The organism is Mycobacterium sp. 852013-51886_SCH5428379 (genome assembly GCF_001665575.1).
Lineage (GTDB): Bacteria > Actinomycetota > Actinomycetes > Mycobacteriales > Mycobacteriaceae > Mycobacterium.
On sequence record NZ_LZSU01000036.1, the window covers coordinates 12,972 to 29,775 of the forward strand.

Annotated in this window: 16 protein-coding genes; 7 read left to right on the top strand and 9 right to left on the bottom strand. The window is 69.4% G+C overall.

Annotated elements, in window-relative coordinates:
* The first annotated feature begins 11 nt into the window (after positions 1-11).
* Positions 12-683: a DUF5642 family protein gene (locus A5757_RS14780; protein ID WP_066835420.1), complete on the top strand. Its 672-nt coding sequence runs from the start codon at positions 12-14 to the stop codon at positions 681-683.
* A gap of 7 nt (positions 684-690) precedes the next feature.
* Here the strand turns inward: A5757_RS14780 and A5757_RS14785 are convergent, their stop codons facing one another.
* Together A5757_RS14785 and soxR are read right to left on the bottom strand one after the other, a co-directional pair.
* Entirely contained in the window at positions 691-1,287 is a 597-nt protein-coding gene (locus A5757_RS14785) for an alpha-ketoglutarate-dependent dioxygenase AlkB (RefSeq protein WP_066835422.1), read from the bottom strand.
* A gap of 34 nt (positions 1,288-1,321) precedes the next feature.
* Positions 1,322-1,753: a redox-sensitive transcriptional activator SoxR gene (gene soxR, locus A5757_RS14790; RefSeq protein WP_066835424.1), complete on the bottom strand. Its 432-nt coding sequence runs from the start codon at positions 1,751-1,753 to the stop codon at positions 1,322-1,324.
* A 68-nt stretch (positions 1,754-1,821) separates the two neighbouring features.
* On the opposite strand from soxR, the gene arcA reads away from it, so the two are divergent.
* Positions 1,822-3,027, top strand: a complete 1,206-nt coding sequence (gene arcA / locus A5757_RS14795) for an arginine deiminase (protein WP_066835425.1) — start codon at positions 1,822-1,824, stop codon at positions 3,025-3,027.
* A 27-nt stretch (positions 3,028-3,054) separates the two neighbouring features.
* On the opposite strand, the gene A5757_RS14800 is transcribed toward arcA, so the two are convergent.
* Together A5757_RS14800 and A5757_RS14805 are read right to left on the bottom strand one after the other, a co-directional pair.
* A complete protein-coding gene (locus tag A5757_RS14800; RefSeq protein WP_066835426.1) occupies positions 3,055-3,924 on the bottom strand; it encodes a hypothetical protein in 870 nt (289 codons plus the stop codon).
* 100 nt (positions 3,925-4,024) lie between these two features.
* The gene (locus A5757_RS14805) at positions 4,025-5,566 is read right to left on the bottom strand and encodes a dolichyl-phosphate-mannose--protein mannosyltransferase (RefSeq protein WP_066835427.1); all 1,542 of its coding nucleotides are present in this window, start codon (positions 5,564-5,566) and stop codon (positions 4,025-4,027) included.
* Positions 5,567-5,628: 62 nt separating this feature from the next.
* On the opposite strand from A5757_RS14805, the gene rsmI reads away from it, so the two are divergent.
* Entirely contained in the window at positions 5,629-6,465 is an 837-nt protein-coding gene (rsmI, locus tag A5757_RS14810) for a 16S rRNA (cytidine(1402)-2'-O)-methyltransferase (protein ID WP_066835429.1), read from the top strand.
* Here the strand turns inward: rsmI and A5757_RS14815 are convergent.
* The 5 genes from A5757_RS14815 to metG all read right to left on the bottom strand — a co-directional run bounded on the left by A5757_RS14815 (position 6,435) and on the right by metG (position 12,775).
* Positions 6,435-7,694 (bottom strand): aminodeoxychorismate synthase component I, encoded by a 1,260-nt coding sequence (locus A5757_RS14815; RefSeq protein WP_066835431.1) that lies wholly within the window; start codon positions 7,692-7,694, stop codon positions 6,435-6,437. The two genes, rsmI and A5757_RS14815, sit on opposite strands and share 31 nt — an antisense overlap.
* A gap of 24 nt (positions 7,695-7,718) precedes the next feature.
* The gene (locus A5757_RS14820) at positions 7,719-8,615 is read right to left on the bottom strand and encodes an RNA polymerase sigma-70 factor (protein ID WP_066835433.1); all 897 of its coding nucleotides are present in this window, start codon (positions 8,613-8,615) and stop codon (positions 7,719-7,721) included.
* A complete protein-coding gene (locus A5757_RS14825) occupies positions 8,612-9,769 on the bottom strand; it encodes an NAD(P)/FAD-dependent oxidoreductase (protein ID WP_066835435.1) in 1,158 nt (385 codons plus the stop codon). The genes A5757_RS14820 and A5757_RS14825 overlap by 4 nt, the downstream gene beginning before the upstream one ends.
* 104 nt (positions 9,770-9,873) lie before the next feature.
* Positions 9,874-11,223 (bottom strand): NADP-specific glutamate dehydrogenase, encoded by a 1,350-nt coding sequence (gdhA, locus tag A5757_RS14830; protein WP_066835437.1) that lies wholly within the window; start codon positions 11,221-11,223, stop codon positions 9,874-9,876.
* Entirely contained in the window at positions 11,216-12,775 is a 1,560-nt protein-coding gene (gene metG, locus A5757_RS14835; RefSeq protein ID WP_066835439.1) for a methionine--tRNA ligase, read from the bottom strand. The genes gdhA and metG overlap by 8 nt, the downstream gene beginning before the upstream one ends.
* A gap of 26 nt (positions 12,776-12,801) precedes the next feature.
* Between metG and A5757_RS14840 the strand changes: the two genes are divergently transcribed.
* The 4 genes from A5757_RS14840 (at position 12,802) to A5757_RS14855 (ending at position 16,779) form a co-directional block, all read left to right on the top strand.
* Complete coding sequence (locus A5757_RS14840) at positions 12,802-13,635, top strand: TatD family hydrolase (RefSeq protein WP_369815953.1); 834 nt, start codon at positions 12,802-12,804, stop codon at positions 13,633-13,635.
* A gap of 109 nt (positions 13,636-13,744) precedes the next feature.
* On the top strand, positions 13,745-14,872 hold the full coding sequence (locus tag A5757_RS14845; protein WP_066835443.1) for a resuscitation-promoting factor: 1,128 nt from the start codon (positions 13,745-13,747) through the stop codon (positions 14,870-14,872).
* Positions 14,869-15,753 carry a 16S rRNA (adenine(1518)-N(6)/adenine(1519)-N(6))-dimethyltransferase RsmA gene (gene rsmA, locus A5757_RS14850; protein WP_066835879.1) on the top strand — a complete coding sequence of 295 codons (885 nt, stop codon included), beginning with the start codon at positions 14,869-14,871 and terminating at the stop codon, positions 15,751-15,753. Before A5757_RS14845 ends, rsmA begins: the two co-directional genes overlap by 4 nt.
* Before the next feature lie 51 nt (positions 15,754-15,804).
* On the top strand, positions 15,805-16,779 hold the full coding sequence (locus tag A5757_RS14855; protein ID WP_197497348.1) for a 4-(cytidine 5'-diphospho)-2-C-methyl-D-erythritol kinase: 975 nt from the start codon (positions 15,805-15,807) through the stop codon (positions 16,777-16,779).
* Positions 16,780-16,804 lie beyond the last annotated feature (25 nt).

A 16,804-nucleotide genomic window follows, 5' to 3' on the forward strand; every position in this document is an offset into this window, starting at 1 on the left:
CATTGGCCGCGATGGACGCCCCGAAGTCCCTGACGGCCGTGGCCTGCGTGGCTCTCCTGTCCACCGCGTGCGGCTCCGACAGCCAGACACCCACCGCCGAAACGGCTCCCGACATCGCGAGGATCGCCGAGGTCAGAGCGCAGTTCGGTCCGCAATTCCAATACCGCGACATCGCGCCGACGGGCATCGACCCGAAGCTGCTTGCGCCGCAACCGATGCCGGAGGGCGTGAACTTCACGCCGCCGGAATGCGCGCAAGCCGCCCGCGGACTGCTGCCCGAGGCCGGTCTCAAAGGCAACATGGCCGCCGCGTCCGCCGAGGGTGAGGGCAACCGGTTCATCGCGATCGCCGTGGAGACCTCCGAACCACTCGCCCTCGACGAGGTCGATCCGGCGTGCAAGAAGATCGAGTTCGCCGGGCCGCAGGTGCGTGGGCTGGTCGAAACCGTCGAGGCCCCGGCGATCGACGGCGCGCGGACGTCGGCGACCCACCGCGTGGTGCAGACGGTGGTCGGTGGCGTCCCCCGCACAGGTGAGCTCTACAACTACGTGGCCAGCTTCGACAACTACCTGGTGATCGTGACGGCCAATCCGCTCGTGATCCCCGGGCAGCGCGTCGTTCCGGTGAACACGCAGCGCGCCCGCGATCTGCTCAGCGAAGCGGTTACCGACGTCCGGGGCTGATCCCGCTTCAGCGCACCCCGTGCGGCCGGAACTGGATGCTGATCCGCGCACCCGTCGGCCTGGCCGTCTTCGGAATCGCGTGCTCCCATGTGCGTTGGCACGATCCGCCCATCACGAGCAGATCCCCGTGGTGGTGCTGGATACGCAGCGACGGCCCACCGCCGCGGGGCCGCAGCGCGAAGACCCGGGTGGCGCCGAGCCCGACGATCGCGACCATCGTGTCCTCGGTGCTGCTGCGGCCGATGTTGTCCCCGTGCCAGGCCACGCTGTCGTTGCCGTCGCGGTAGAGGCACAGCCCCGCCGTGGTGAACGGTTCGCCGAGTTCTCCGCCGTACGCGTCGTTGAGCCGTCGGCGCATCTGTTTCAGGCGCGGATGAGGTGCGGCGTCCTCGACGAGGTTGTGGAAGCTCAGCAGCCGGGGCACGTCGAGCACCCGCTCGTACATCTGGCGCCGTTCGGCGCGCCACGGGATGCAGGCCCGCAGTTCGTCGAAGAGGCTGTCGGCGTCGGTCAGCCAGCCCGAGCGGACGTCGAGCCATGCGCCGTTACCGAGATGGCGGCGCTCTGCATGCTCGAAAAGCGAGCCCTGAAGAGCCTGCTCCATGCCGCCGAGTGTATCGCACACCCGTTCGATCGGTTCAGAGGCGGACGGCCCCGGGGCCCTGTCCGGCGAGTACGTCGTCCGGGTTCGTCAGGACGCAGGTCTTGAGGCTCAGGCAGCCGCAACCGATGCAGCCGGCGAGGTTGTCGCGCAGGCGTTGCAGGTGCAGGATCCGCTCGTCGAGGTCGGCGCGCCAGCCTGCCGACAGTTTCGCCCAGTCCTTACTCGTCGGCACCCGGTCCGACGGCAGGGTGGCGAGCGCGTCCCTGATCCGGGCCAGAGGGATGCCGAGCCGTTGCGACATGCGGATGAACGCGACGCGGCGCAACGTCTCCCGGGCGTAGCGGCGCTGGTTGCCCGATGTGCGGCGGCTGCTGATCAGGCCTTCACGTTCGTAGAAGTGCAGTGCCGACACCGCGACGCCACTGCGTACCGCCATTTCGCTCGGGGTCAGCTCACGGCCCTCCATGACCTCAACGATACTTCAGGTATCTGTCGGAGCTCTCCGGCGCGCCGCGATGGCGTTACGGTGATCGGATGGCCGACATCGTGCTGGGCTCGAACTCCGAGGTGGGCACCCTGCGTGTCGTCATCCTGCACCGGCCCGGCGCCGAACTGCAGCGACTGACGCCGCGCAACAACGATGCGTTGCTGTTCGACGGACTGCCCTGGGTGGCGAAGGCACAGGAGGAACACGACCTGTTCGCCGACGTGCTGCGATCGCGTGGTGTCGAGGTTCTGCTGCTGGCCGATCTGCTGCGGGAGGCGCTGGCCAGTGGCGCGGCGAGGATGCAGGGCATCGCGGCGGCCGTCGATCCGCGTCGGCTCGGATTGCCTCTGGCGCAGGAACTCTCGGCGTATCTGCGCACGCTCGACCCGCACCAGCTGGCGCACGTGCTGATGGCCGGTATGACGTTCAACGAGTTGCCGTTCGGTGAGCGTGAACTGTCGCTGGTCCGTCGGATGCATCACGGCGGTGACTTCGTCATCGACCCGCTGCCCAATCTGCTGTTCACCAGGGACTCGTCGTTCTGGATCGGGCCGCGGGTGGCGATCACCTCGCTGGCGTTGCCGGCAAGGGTGCGCGAGACGTCGCTGACCGATCTGATCTACGCGCACCATCCCCGGTTCCTCGGGGTGCGGCGCGCCTACGAGTCGCGCTCCGCGCCGGTCGAAGGCGGTGACGTGCTGCTGCTCGCACCCGGTGTGGTGGCTGTCGGGGTAGGGGAGCGCACCACGCCCGCGGGTGCGGAAGCCTTGGCGCGCAGCCTGTTCGACGACGACCTCGCGCATACGGTGCTCGCGGTGCCGATCGCGCAGGAGCGGGCGCAGATGCACCTGGACACGGTATGCACGATGGTCGACACCGACGCGGTCGTGATGTATCCGAACATCGTCGACTCGCTGTCGGCGTTCACCATTCACCGCACCGCCGGCGGGGTGAAGATCGACCGGGCCGCACCGTTCGTCGACGCCGCCGCGGACGCGATGGGTATCGGCAAGCTGCGCGTGATCGACACGGGCCTCGATCCGGTCACCGCCGAACGGGAGCAGTGGGACGACGGCAACAACACCCTCGCCGTCGCCCCCGGTGTCGTCGTCGCCTACGAACGCAATGTCGAAACCAATGCGCGACTAGGTGATTCGGGCATCGAGGTGCTCCCGATCCCGGCCTCGGAGCTCGGCACGGGGCGGGGCGGACCGCGCTGCATGTCGTGCCCGGCGGCGCGGGATCCGCTCTGAGCGTGCGCGAAACAGCATTCCCGGCTATCAAGCCGGGTGCTTGACCGCCCTCTGTGCTGTCTCGCGTAGGGCCCACGCTTCGCGGACCCGCCGCAGGATGTCGTGCGGTCGGTCCTCATTGATGACGCGGACATGCAGCCAGTCCCGCCGTCTCAGCAGCGTCAGCCGTCGGTGATCCCACACGTATCGCCCGCGATCGTCCTGATGCTGCTTGCCGTCGTATTCGACGGCGATCTTCACGTCCTCCCAGCCCATGTCCAGGAAGGCGAAGGGATCGCCGTAATCGTCCGCTACAGGGATCTGGGTTGCCGGCCGCGGAAAACCCGCGTCGATGAGCAACAGGCGCAACCACGTCTCTTTCGGAGACTGGGCGCCCGCGTCCATCAGATCGAGCGCCTCCCTGCAGCGGCGGGCACCACGGGCGCCACTGTAGCGGCCGGCGACGACAGCCACATGTGCGGCCGCCAGGCCCGTCGCCCGTGCGAGCGCATCGAGGTGGGCGACGGCTTCCCCCCGCGGGAGAAACCGCCCGAGGTCGTAGGCGGTGCGCTGGATCGATGCGACCGGCAGGCCGTTGATCTCGACGACCTCGTCATAGGCGAAGCGGTCGTTGCGCGCGATGATCCCCTGCGGTGGGCGGTTGTTGCGCCATATCAACTCGACGGGTGAATTCGCATCCACCCACTCGGCACCGTGCAGCGCCGCGGCCGCTCTGCCGGTGATCACACCACGACGCTTCGACCACAACCACGCGCCGACGGTGTTCGCGTACAGCGACGGCTCTGCGATCGCCGGTTGGTACACGTTCGGAAACAGCGCCCGGTACGCCGTCAGCAGGCGTGCCCGCGTGATCGTGCCGCGAGCCAGTTCTTCGCTACCCACAAATACGGTGCCCATGGGCTGATGATGGTCACGGCGTCCGACAGCACCGCGAGACAGTAAGCAGGGTTGCCAACAGGCGGGCTTGGTGACCGGGAATGCTGTTTCGCGAAAAGCGCTACCGCCAACTCGGCAGCCAGATCTGAAGATTCCAGGTCGACTGCGAGATCGGGATGCCGGTCAGGATCGGGAACAGCCAGGCGAAATTCGTGATCACCAGCGCCACATAGCCCGCCACGACCATCAAGCCCAGGGTTCGCCGTTCGGCGTTCTGCCGGGGCGCGTGCAGGATGTCGCCGAGGATGAGCGCGATGGTCAGCACCAGGAACGGCGCCATGACGACGGCGTAGAAGAAGTACATCTGGCGGTCGATGTCGACGAACCACGGCAGGAAGCCCGCGCAGTATCCGGTCAGCACCACCGCGTAGCGCCAGTCGCGCTTCACGAACGTCCGCCACATCGCCCAGCCGAGGACGGGCACGGCGAGGAACCACATCGCCGGCGTCCCCACCAGCATCACGGCCTTGACGCACGACTGCGCACCGCAGCCCGGCACGTCCTGGTTGTCGATCGCGTAGAGCACCGGCCGCAGCGACATCGGCCAGGCCCACGGCTTGGACTCCCACGGGTGGTGATTGCCTGCCGCGTTGGTCAGCCCGGAATGGAAGCGGAACGCGGCGTAGGTGTAGTGCCACAGCGAGCGCAGCGCATCGGGTACCGGCCAGGCGCTGTCCTCGCCGATCGAACGGCCGACCTCGTGGCGGTCCACCCCGGTCTCGGAGGCGAACCACGGCGCGTACGACGCCAGGTACACCGCGACCGGGATGAGCCCCAGCGCGTAGACCGCCGGCCCCAGATCGCGACGCAGCACGCCCCGCCACGGGCGCGGCACCCGGTACTGGCGGCGCGCGGCGACGTCGAGGGCCAGGGTCATCGCGCCGAAGAACACGACGAAGTAGAGGCCCGACCACTTGGTCGCGCAGGCCAGCCCCAGCAGGACGCCCGCGCCGAAGCGCCACCACCGCACGCCGAGGCGCGGACCCCAGGGCGTCTCGGCGATCCGGCCCTCCAGAAGGGCGACGTGCATGCGGGCGCGGACGTCGTCGCGGTCGACCATCAGAGCGCCGAACGCGGCCACCACGAAGACGGCCAGGAAGCCGTCGAGCAGCGCGGTCCGCGAGGACACGAATGCGACGCCGTCGGCGATCAGGAGCAGCCCGGCGATCGCGCCCACCGCCGTCGACCTGGTGATCCGGCGGGCGATCCGCGCGACGAGCACGACCAGCACCACCCCGCACACCGCGCCGGAGAACCGCCAGCCCAGACCGTTGTAACCGAACAGCGCCTCGCCGATCGCGATCATCTGCTTGCCGACGGGCGGATGCACCACCAGGCCGTATCCGGGGTTGTCCTCGACGCCGCTGTTGTGCAGCAGCTGCCAGGCCTGCGGCGCGTAGTGCTTCTCGTCGAACACCGGTGTCCCGGCATCGGTGGGCGAGCCCAGATTGATGAACCGGGTGATCGCCGCCAGCGCCGCGATCACCGCGGTCATCGCCCAACCCTGCAACCGGTCGAGTGGACCGAAGTCGGCGACGGGCACCAGCGGGGCCGGGCTGATGACGGGGACCGCGCGCGGAGCTTCGGTGGCGGGGGCGGTCACGCCAACAGATCGTAGGCTGTGTCCATGTCCTTCCCCCGGTCGCTCCGCTCCTGCCCGCCGAATTGACTGTCGGTCGACTGCTGCTCGGCGCCACCCCGCTGGGTTTGCCCACGGACGCGTCGGCGCGGCTGATCGCCGCCCTCGGCCGCGCCGACATCGTCGCCGCCGAGGACACCCGGCGGGTGCGCCAGCTGGCGCAGTCGCTCGATGTGCGCCCGACCGGCAAGGTGATGAGCCTGTTCGACCAGAACGAGGCGACGCGGGTGCCTGCGCTGGTCGACGCCGTCCGGTCCGGGGCGACGGTGCTGGTGGTCAGCGATGCCGGGATGCCGCTGATCAACGACCCCGGCTACCGCCTGGTGTCGGCGTGCATCGAGGCCGGTCTGCCCGTCAGCTGCCTGCCCGGTCCGTCGGCGGTGACGACGGCGCTGGCGGTGTCGGGTCTGCCGTCGGACCGGTTCTGCTTCGAGGGCTTCCCGCCGCGCAAGCCGGGCGCGCGGACGGCGTGGCTGCAGATGCTCGCCGCCGAGCAGCGCACGTGCGTGTTCTTCGAATCCCCGCGACGGCTGCCCGAGACCCTGCGCGCCGCGGTGACCGTCCTGGGGCCCGATCGGCGTGCGGCGGTGTGCCGCGAACTGACCAAGACCCACGAGGAGATCCGGCGCGGGTCGCTGGCCGAGCTCGCGGACTGGGCGGCCGACGGGGTGCTCGGCGAGATCACCGTGGTGCTGGCGGGTGCTGTGCCGGTCGCCGACGTGGACACCCTCGTCGAGGAGGTCAACGCCCGCGTCGCCGCGGGGGTGCGCGTCAAGGACGCCTGCGCCGAGGTGATCGCCGCCCATCCTGGCGCCCCGTCGCGGCGGGAGCTCTATGACGCCGTGCTGCGTTCACGGGAGTGAACGGCGCCGACGATCGCGGCCGCCTTGTGCAGGCATTCGTCCCATTCGCGATCGGGATCCGAGTCGGCGGTGATGCCACCGCCGACGCCGAGGATCGCCGAGCCGTCGGCACCGAACTCCACCGTGCGGATCGCGACGTTCAGTTCGCACCCCGCCGACGGTGATGCCAGTCCTACTGTGCCGCAATAGATTCCGCGTCGTGACTGTTCCCATTCGGGCAGTAGCGTCCTGGCTCGCGACTTGGGGGTACCGGTGACCGACGCGGGTGGGAAGGTCGCGTCGAGCACCTCGGCCATCGGGAGATCGGTGCGGACGCGGGCGGCGACCGTCGACACCAGATGCCACACCCCGGGGGCGGGACATACCGCGAGGAGTTCGGGCACCGTCACCGACCCGGTGGCCGCGATCCGGCCCAGATCGTTGCGGACCAGGTCGACGATCATGATGTTCTCGGCGACGTCCTTGACGGAGGCGAGGAGGTCGGACGGGTCGGCGCAGCGGGGGAGTGTGCCTTTGATCGGGCTGGAGGTCACGGCCGTACCGCGGCGGCGCAGGAAGAGCTCCGGCGACAGCGACGCCACCGCACCCCACCCACCGGCCAGATAGGCGGCGCGGGCCGGCCGTCCCCGCGACACGGTGTCGGCGAAGAAGTCCAGGCTGTGCCCGCGGAGCCGGCCCGTGAACCGTGTGCACACGCACGCCTGGTACACCTCGCCGGCGGCGATCGCGGCCAGGCAGTCGATCACGCCGCGGCGGTGGGCGTCGCGATCGGGTGGGGTCCAGTCGATGCTCCAGTCGGCGCTCGGAGGTCTCGTGACGGGATCGCGCAGCGCGGCGGCGACCCAGTCGGGCAGCGGATCGCCGGTCAGGCTCTCGTACCACCAGCAGCCGTCGAGATCGCAGCGCAGCACGCTGTCCGACCAGCCGCCCGCGGCCACCGGGATGCGCGGGCCGGCCCCGTCGGCGCCTGCGTCGGGATAGGACAGGTAGCCGAACCAGCCGCCTCCGACGCATTCGTGGCCGGCGTCTCCGGTGCCGGGCGGGACGGTGAAGACGCGGCCCGGGTCGGTGGGCACGACCTCGACCGACGGTGCGATGACGGCCAGAGAGCCGAACCAGTCGCCGAGCAGTGCGGCGGGCGGGGCGAGCGAGCGGCGCGCCGCCGCGTCCCCGACAGCGGTCAGTACGGCGGGGCCGTCGCCCAGGTCGCCGAGCCGATCGATGCGCACCGGCTCATTATCGGCTGATCCGGCTCATCGGCTGATCCGGCGGGGCACCATCACGCCCGTGAGCTTCTCCGGATTGCGCATCGCGTAGAAGTTGGTGATCTTCCCGTCGACCACCTCGAAGGTCACCACACCCTCGAGGCTGTCGCCCAGGTAGAGCACCAGGGCGGGCGCGCTGTTGTAGATCGCCGCCTCGACCCGGCCCTCGCCACCGGCCAGTCGGACGAAGCCCATGACCAGCCTGGCCACCCGATCCGCGCCGGCCACCGGTCGGCGGGCCGCACTGACCTTGCCGTCGCTGTCGGCGGTCCACACCACATCGGGTGCGAGCATCGCCATCAGCCCGTCGAGGTCACCGGTCGCGGCCGCGGTGAAGAACTGCGTGGTGATCTCCGTGGAGACCTTCGGATCGACGGGGTCGAACCGCTTGCGCCGGGACTGCACGTGCTCGCGCGCCCGGTGCGCCATCTGGCGCACCGCGGCGGCCGATCTGCCCAGTGCCGCGGCGATCTCGTCGTGTCCGAAGCCGAACACCTCGCGCAGCACGAACACCGCGCGTTCGTCGGGGCTCAGCGTCTCCAGCACCACCAGCATCGCCATCGACACCGATTCGGCGAGGACCACGTCGGCCGACGGATCCGCCTCTGTCAGAAGCGGTTCCGGTAGCCACGGGCCGACGTAGTCCTCGCGCCGCCGCGACTGCGCCCGCAGCGAGTTGAGCGCCTGGCGGGTGACGAGCTGGGCGAGGTAGGCCTTGGTGTCCTGCACCGTCGTCAAGTCGACCTCCGCCCAGCGGAGGTAGCTCTCCTGCAGCACGTCGTCGGATTCGGTTGCGCTACCGAGGATCTCGTAGGCGATCGTGAACAGCAACGGCCGCAACAGCGTGAACCGTTCGGCGTGCTCGGTCCTCACGTCGTCGGTCACGATACCGCCATCGGGATCTTCTCCTGACGCTTACCGCCCTTGAGCCAGAAGTAGGTTCCGGGTTTGCGGGCCTCCTTGCGCAGGAATGCCAGTGTGCCCTTGCAGACCTGCTCCTTGATCGTGGCCGCGACCCGTCCGCCGATGTAGAGCGGTAGGACGGAATCGTCGAACCGCGCCAACTGAATGGTGCCCGCATCGCGGCCGAGGCTGATGCACTGCCCGGTGAACGCCTGGTTGATCCGGGCCGGCTCGGCGCCCTCGATGCGGCGCAGCACGGTCTCGGCGGCCTGGGCGCCCAGCGGCAGCGCCGCCTGGCAGCTCATCCGCAGCGGCAACCCGGACGGTGCCGCGGCGTCGCCGGCGGCCACGATGCGCGGGTCGTCGACGCTGGTGAGGGTTTCGTCGGTGAGCAGCCGGCCGAGGGCGTCGGTGGTGAGTCCGCTGGCCGCGGCCAGCCCGGGGACGCGGAACCCGGCGGTCCACACCGTCACCGCGCTGGGCAGGTGCGTGCCGTCCGCGAGCTCCACTCCGTCGGCGGTGACGCGGGCGACCGCGGCCCCCTCGACGATGTCGACGGCCAGTCTGGCCATGACCTTGCACACCGACCGCCGTCCGCCCGCGCTGAGCGTCGCGCCCAGCACGTCGGTCACCAGCGTGACGCGCCGGCCGGCCTCGGCGAATTCGGTCGCGGCCTCGATCCCGGTCAGGCCGCCGCCGACGACGACGATCGGCGCCGACAGCGCCACATCAGCGAGGCGGGAGCGCAGGCGGTGGGCCTGTTCGAGTTCGCTGAGGGGGTAGGCGTATTCAGCCGCACCGGGGACGCCGGTGGGAACGGCGCCGGTGCTGCCGACGGCGTAGACCAGGTAGTCGTAGTCGATCGTCGCGCCGGAGGTCAGCTCGACGCGGCGGGCTGCGGCGTCGATCCGCTCGGCGCCGTCGACCACGAGCCGGACGCCCTCGCCCAGCAGGGCATCGAAGCTCTCGACGGCGTCGTCGTTGTCCGCGGCGAGCTGATGCAGCCGGATGCGCTCGACGAACTGCGGGCGGGGATTGACGAGGGCGACGTCGATGTCGGCGCGCTGCAGCCGGTTGGCGGCCAGCACGCCGGCGTAGCCGCCGCCGAGCACGACGATGCGGGTGCGGTCGTTCATGGGTACCTCCTGTGGTCAGCCGGCTCTCCGTTGAGCCGGTCTGACCTCAAGACACCGCCGAGGCCCGGCGTGTGACATGTCGCCACATAGTGTGGCGCGGATCACTACACCACGCCAAGTGCGCGCATCGCGTCCGCCACCCGGATGAAACCGGCGATGTTGGCGCCCGCGACGTAATTCCCCGGCTGGCCGTACTCGTCCGCGGTGACCAGACAGCGATTGTGGATGCGTCGCATGATCTGCTCGAGCCGCATCTCGGTGTCGGCGAACGTCCAGGAATCGCGGGAGGCGTTCTGCTGCATCTCCAGCGCGCTGGTCGCCACCCCGCCGGCGTTGGCCGCCTTACCGGGCGCGAACGTCACGCCGGCGTCGAAGAACTGCTTGATCGCATTCGGCGAGCACGGCATGTTCGCGCCCTCGGCGACGACGCGGCAGCCGTTCTTGATCAGTGCGGCGGCCTCGTCACCGTTGATCTCGTTCTGGGTGGCGCACGGGATCGCGATGTCGCACGGCACCTCCCAGACGTTGCGGCCCTCGACGGCCGACGCCCCGCCGCCGCGCAGCTCGGCGTAGTCCGACATCCGGCCGCGGCGCACCTCCTTGACCTCCTTGAGCAGGCTCAGGTCGATGCCCTTCTCGTCGACCACGTAGCCGCTGGAATCCGAACAGGCCACGACGTTTCCGCCGAGCTCGTGGATCTTCTCGATGGCGTAGATCGCGACGTTGCCCGATCCGGAGACCACCACGTCCTTGCCCTCGAACGTGTCGCCGGACGCCTTGAGGATCTCGTTGATGAAGAACACCGTGCCGTAACCGGTGGCCTCGGTACGCACCTGCGAGCCGCCCCAGGTCATCCCCTTGCCGGTGAACACCCCGGATTCGTAGCGGTTGGTGATGCGCTTGTACTGGCCGAACATGTAACCGATCTCGCGCATGCCGACGCCGGTGTCACCGGCGGGCACATCGGTGTACTCGCCGAGATGACGGTAGAGCTCGGTCATGAACGACTGGCAGAACCGCATCACCTCGTCGTCGCTGCGGCCCTTGGGGTCGAAGTCGGAACCACCCTTGCCGCCGCCGATCGGCATACCGGTCAGCGAGTTCTTGAAGATCTGCTCGAAGCCGAGGAACTTCACGATGCCGAGGTAGACCGACGGGTGGAAACGCAAGCCGCCCTTGAAGGGTCCGAGCGCGGAGTTGAACTCGACCCGGAAGCCGCGGTTGAGCTGGACCACGCCGCTGTCGTCGATCCACGGCACGCGGAAGATGATCTGGCGTTCCGGCTCGCAGAGCCGTCGGATCACTGCGGAGTCGACGTAATCGGGGTGCTTCTCGACGACCGGGCCGAGGCTGTTGAGCACCTCGAAGACGGCCTGGTGGAATTCCGCCTCACCCGGATTGCGGTGTGCGACTTCGTCGTAGATGTCCTGGAGTTTGCCGTGGAGGTCAGTCATTCGAATCCATCTGATAGCGAGGAAAGACACCCGACGGGGCGGGCAGCGCGGTGCCCGGCGCCAACCGTGTCGTGATGGTGTCGAAGGAGCGCTGGTCCTCGGGTCGGCCCAGCAGATCGAGCAGTTTCGCGGTGGAGGTCGGCATCACCGGCTGACTCAGGAGCGCCGCGATGCGCACCACCTCCAACGTCGTGTAGAGCACCGTGGCGAAACGGTCGGGATCGGTCTTGCGCAGCACCCACGGTTCCTGCGCGGAGAAGTACCGGTTCGTCGCGCCGAGCACCGACCAGATGGCCTCCAGCGCCAGATGCATCGCCTGCTGGTCGAAATGCCCACGCACCCGGTCCATCAGCGCGTCGGCGGCGTCGAGCAGTGCGGTGTCCTCGGCGGTGAACGCACCGGGCGCCGGAACGGCGCCGCCGAGGTTCTTGGCCACCATCGACAGCGACCGCTGCGCCAGATTGCCCAGCTCGTTGGCGAGGTCGGCGTTGATGCGCCCGATGATCGCCTCTTCGCTGTAGCTGCCGTCCTGGCCGAATGGCACCTCACGCAGCAGGAAGTAGCGCACGGCGTCGACACCGAAGGTGTCGACCAGGTTCACCGGGTCGATGACGTTGCCCACCGACTTGCTCATCTTCTCGCCCTTGACGTTGATGAATCCGTGCGCGAAAACCCTCCGGGGCAGCTCGATTCCGGCCGACATCAGGAACGCGGGCCAGTACACCGTGTGGAATCGGATGATGTCCTTGCCGATGACGTGCAGATCGGCGGGCCAGAACTTCTGGAAGTCCACCGACGAGACGTCGGGGAAGCCGACGCCGGTCAGGTAGTTGGTCAGCGCGTCCACCCAGACGTACATGACGTGGTCGGGGTGACCGGGCACCGGCACGCCCCAGTCGAACGTGGTGCGCGAGATCGACAGGTCCCGCAGTCCGCCGGAGACGAAGCTCACCACCTCGTTGCGGCGGACGTCGGGCCCGATGAACTCCGGGTGCGCCTCGTAGTGCGCCAGCAAGCGGTCGGTGTAGGCCGAGAGCCGGAAGAAGTAGGTCTGCTCCTCGGTCCACGTCAGCGGGGTGCCCGTCTCGATGGAGTACTTGTCGCCGTCGTCGCGGGTCTCGATCTCGTCATCGCTGTAGAAGCGTTCGTCGCGCACCGAGTACCAGCCCGAGTACGAGTCGAGGTAGATGTCGCCCGCGGCGTCCATCCGCTTCCAGATCTCGGCCGACGCCTCGAAGTGGTCGGCGTCCGAGGTGCGGATGAAGCGGTCGAAGGAGCTGTCGAGCTTGCGCTGCATCGCCTCGAACGTGTCGGAGTTGCGCAGGGCCAGGTCCGCGGTCGGGATGCCCTCGCGCTCCGCGGTCTGCGCCATCTTCAGCCCGTGCACGTCGGTGCCGGTGAGAAAGCGGACGTCGAACCCGTCGAGCCGCTTGAAGCGGGCGATCGCGTCGGTGGCCACCTTCTCGTAGGCGTGCCCGATGTGGGGTGCGCCATTGGGGTAGTCGATGGCGGTGGTGATGTAGTACGTCGGACTACTGCCTGGCTTGCTCATTTCGGACCCAACTCTATGGTGTGCTGGTGAGTCGCTCGAACCGCCCGGCCCCGCCCCCGCCCGAGCCGCTGACCCCACTGATCGACGCCCACACCCACCTCGACGCGTGCGGCGCGAGCACCGCCGAGGACGTCCGCGCCATCGTCGACCGGGCCGCGGCCGTCGGTGTGGGTGCCGTCGTGACCATCGCCGACGACCTCGACTCCGCCCGCTGGGCCACCGCGGCGGCCGACTGGGATCCGCGGGTCTACGCCGCGGTGGCGCTGCATCCGACGCGGGCGAACGCCCTGACCGACGACGCGAAAGCCGAGGTGGAACGCCTCGCCGCCCACCCCCGGGTGGTCGCGATCGGGGAGACCGGGATGGATCTGTACTGGCCCGGCCGGCTCGACGGCTGCGCCGACCCGGCCGAACAGCGCGAGGCCTTCGCCTGGCACATCGACCTGGCCAAGCGCACCGGGAAACCGCTCATGATCCACAACCGCGACGCCGATGCCGCGGTCCTCGACGTGCTCGGCGCGGAGGGTGCGCCGGAGACCGTGATCTTCCACTGTTTCTCCTCCGACGCGCAGATGGCCCGCACCTGTGTGGACGCCGGCTGGGTCCTGAGCCTGTCCGGAACGGTGAGCTTCAAGAACGCCCACGCGCTGCGCGAGGCGGCCGCCCTGATCCCGGCCGGTCAGCTCCTTGTGGAGACCGACGCGCCCTTTCTCACACCGCATCCATTTCGCGGCGCGCCGAACGAGCCGTACTGTCTGCCGTACACGGTGCGCGCGCTGGCCGAGATCGTCGGGCGGCCCGCACCGGAGCTCGCCGCCCAGACGGCGGACACCGCCCAGCGCGTCTACGGATTGGCCTGATTGGCGCCGTAAGCCGACTTTCGTTACCGTCTTGTGATCGAATACGGCTTCCGACGCGTGTTGGCCGACAAGTGACATATGCACCGATAGCCGAGAGACCTACCGCATCTTGACTGCTCTGAACCGACTGCACGAAGACCGATCGCCCGCCCTCCGCCTCCTGGTGGGCGCCCTGCTGCTCTCACTGGTGGTCGCCGGCGGTTTCGCCGTGGCCACCCACAAGACCGTGACGCTCGAGGTCGACGGCGCCCCCATGACCGTGAGCACGATGAAGTCCACGGTGATCGACGTCGTCCAGGAGAACGGTTTCGAGGTCGGCGAACGCGACGACCTGTTCCCCGCCGGTGACACCCCGGTGCATCAGGCCGACACCATCACGCTGCGGCGCAGCCGTCCGCTGGAGATCTCGACCGACGGCGCGCGCACCGAGCAGGTCTGGACCACGGCCTCCACCGTCGACGAGGCGCTGGCCCAGCTGCAGATGACCGACAAGGCGCCGGCCGCGGCGTCGCGCGGCACCCGGGTCCCGCTGGGCGGGATGGCGCTTCCGGTCGTCAGCCCCAAGACCGTGCAGATCGACGACGCCGGCGTGATCCGCACGGTGCGGCTGGCCGCCCCGAACGTCGCGGGTCTGCTCGAGGCCGCAGGTGCGCCGCTGCAGCAGCGCGACCGGGTCGTGCCCGACGCGTCGTCGCCGGTGGTGGACGGGATGCAGATCCAGGTGACGCGGATCCGGATCGACAAGCGCACCGAGCAGATGCCCCTGCTGCCGGCCAACCGCCGCATCGAGGACGTCACGATGAACATGAGCCGCCAGATCGTCGAGGATGCCGGTGCGCCCGGCGTCCAGGACGTCACCTTTGCCGTCGCCGTCGTCAACGGTGTGGAGACCGGCCGGCTGCCGATTGCCAACGCGATCATCACGCCGTCGCGGGACGGTGTCGTCCGGGTGGGTGCGAAACCGGGCACCGAGGTGCCCCCGGTGGTCAACGGCGCCACGTGGGATGCCCTGGCGCAGTGCGAGGCCGGTGGCAACTGGACCATCAACACCGGTAACGGTTACTTCGGTGGCGTCCAATTTGACCAAAACACCTGGGAGCGCCAGGGCGGTCTGAGGTATGCTGCGAGGGCGGATCTGGCTACACGAGAAGAGCAGATCGCGATTGCTGAAGTCACGCGGGCACGGCAAGGTTGGGGAGCCTGGCCCACGTGCAGTGGAAGAGTGGGGGCGTCCTGACGATTCGGCTACTCGGGCGGACCGAGATACGGCGTCTGGCGAAAGACATCGACTTTCGCCCGCGCAAGGCCTTCGGGCAGAACTTCGTGCACGATGCGAACACCGTGCGCCGGATCGTTTCGGCGTCGGGTGTCAATCGGCACGACCATGTGCTCGAGGTGGGACCCGGCCTCGGATCCTTGACGCTGGCGTTGCTCGACCGCGGCGCCCACGTCACCGCCGTGGAGATCGACCCGGTGCTGGCCCAGCAGCTGCCCACCACGGTCGCTGATCACTCGCACAGCGAGATCAACCGGCTGACGGTGCTCAACCAGGACATTCTGACGCTGATGCCGTCAGATCTGGACGCGCAGCCGACCGCGATGGTCGCCAACCTGCCGTACAACGTCGCGGTGCCCGCGCTGCTGCATCTGCTCGCCGAGTTCCCGACGATCCGCTCGGTGATGGTCATGGTGCAGGCCGAGGTCGCCGAGCGCCTGGCCGCCGAACCGGGTGGCAAGGACTACGGCGTACCGAGCGCGAAGGTGCGGTTCTACGGCAACGTGCGCCGCTACGGCATGGTCTCGCCGACGGTGTTCTGGCCGATCCCGCGCGTGTACTCGGGGCTGGTCCGGCTGGATCGCTACGAGACGACGCCGTGGCCCACCGACACGGACTTCCGCGCCAAGGTCTTCGACCTCATCGACATCGCGTTCGCGCAGCGCCGCAAGACCTCGCGCAACGCGTTCGCCGAGTGGGCGGGGTCCGGCAACGAGTCCGCACGCCGGCTGCTGGCCGCGAGCATCGACCCGGCCCGCCGGGGTGAGACGCTGAGCATCGCCGACTTCGTCCGGCTGCTCCAGCGCTCCGACGACGCCGAAGAACACATCCGGGTTCGCTGACCCTGACGGACGTCCACCGAGTTTGCGGTCGGCCGGTCCGGGACTAGCCTCGTGGGCGTGCGCGACGGCAACACCGCCTCCGAGTGGGTTCCCACCGGCTCGGTCACGGTACGGGTGCCGGGCAAGGTCAATCTCTTTCTCGGCGTCGGCGACCTGCGCGACGACGGCTACCACGATCTGACGACCGTCTTCCACGCCGTGTCTCTGCTCGACGAGATCACGGTCTCCACCGCCGACGTGCTGTCCCTCGAGCTGACCGGCGAAGGTGTCGAGGACCTTCCGGTCGACCATCGCAATCTCGCCTGGCAGGCCGCGGAGTTGCTGGCCGAGCACGTCGGCCGCGCCCCGGATGTCGCGATCTCGATCGAGAAGTCGATCCCGGTCGCCGGCGGGATGGCCGGCGGCAGCGCCGACGCAGCGGGTGTGCTCGTGGCGATGAACCACCTGTGGGAACTCGGGGTGCCCCGACGCGATCTGCACGCGATGGCCGCCGAACTGGGCAGCGACGTCCCGTTCGCGCTGCACGGCGGTACCGCCCTCGGTACCGGCCGGGGTGAGGAGCTGGCGACGGTGCTGGCCCGCAGCACCTTCCACTGGGTGCTGGCGTTCGCGTCCGAAGGGCTGTCGACGCCGAAGGTGTTCGCCGAGCTCGACCGGCTGCGCGCCACCGCCGACGGCGCCAGGGGCGCACCGCCGCGCACCGGCGCTCCGGATCCGATGCTGGCAGCGCTGGCCTCCGGCGATCCGCGGCAGCTGGCACCACTGCTGGCCAACGATCTGCAGGCCGCCGCGCTGAGCCTCTACCCGGAGCTGCGCCGGACGCTGCGGGCCGGTCTGGACGCCGGCGCGCTGGCCGCCGTGGTCTCCGGGTCCGGGCCGACGTGTGCGTTCCTGTGCTCGTCGTCGCCTGCCGCGATCGACATCGGCGCCCAGCTGGCGGGTGCCGGGGTCTGCCGTACGGTGCGCGTGGCGAGCGGTCCGGTGCAGGGGGCGCGGGTGGTCCCGGCGCCGTCCCCTTCAGCCTGAATCTGCCCCGCGGCCGGTATGTGAC

Bases quoted from the DNA above. Each gene is read 5' to 3' on its own strand.
- A5757_RS14825 (WP_066835435.1), bottom strand. From the start codon at position 9,769: ATGAACGACCGCACCCGCATCGTCGTGCTCGGCGGCGGCTACGCCGGC.
- A5757_RS14780 (WP_066835420.1), top strand. From the start codon at position 12: ATGGACGCCCCGAAGTCCCTGACGGCCGTGGCCTGCGTGGCTCTCCTG.
- A5757_RS14800 (WP_066835426.1), bottom strand. From the start codon at position 3,924: ATGGGCACCGTATTTGTGGGTAGCGAAGAACTGGCTCGCGGCACGATC.
- A5757_RS14785 (WP_066835422.1), bottom strand. From the start codon at position 1,287: ATGGAGCAGGCTCTTCAGGGCTCGCTTTTCGAGCATGCAGAGCGCCGC.
- arcA (WP_066835425.1), top strand. From the start codon at position 1,822: ATGGCCGACATCGTGCTGGGCTCGAACTCCGAGGTGGGCACCCTGCGT.
- metG (WP_066835439.1), bottom strand. From the start codon at position 12,775: ATGAGCAAGCCAGGCAGTAGTCCGACGTACTACATCACCACCGCCATC.
- gdhA (WP_066835437.1), bottom strand. From the start codon at position 11,223: ATGACTGACCTCCACGGCAAACTCCAGGACATCTACGACGAAGTCGCA.
- soxR (WP_066835424.1), bottom strand. From the start codon at position 1,753: ATGGAGGGCCGTGAGCTGACCCCGAGCGAAATGGCGGTACGCAGTGGC.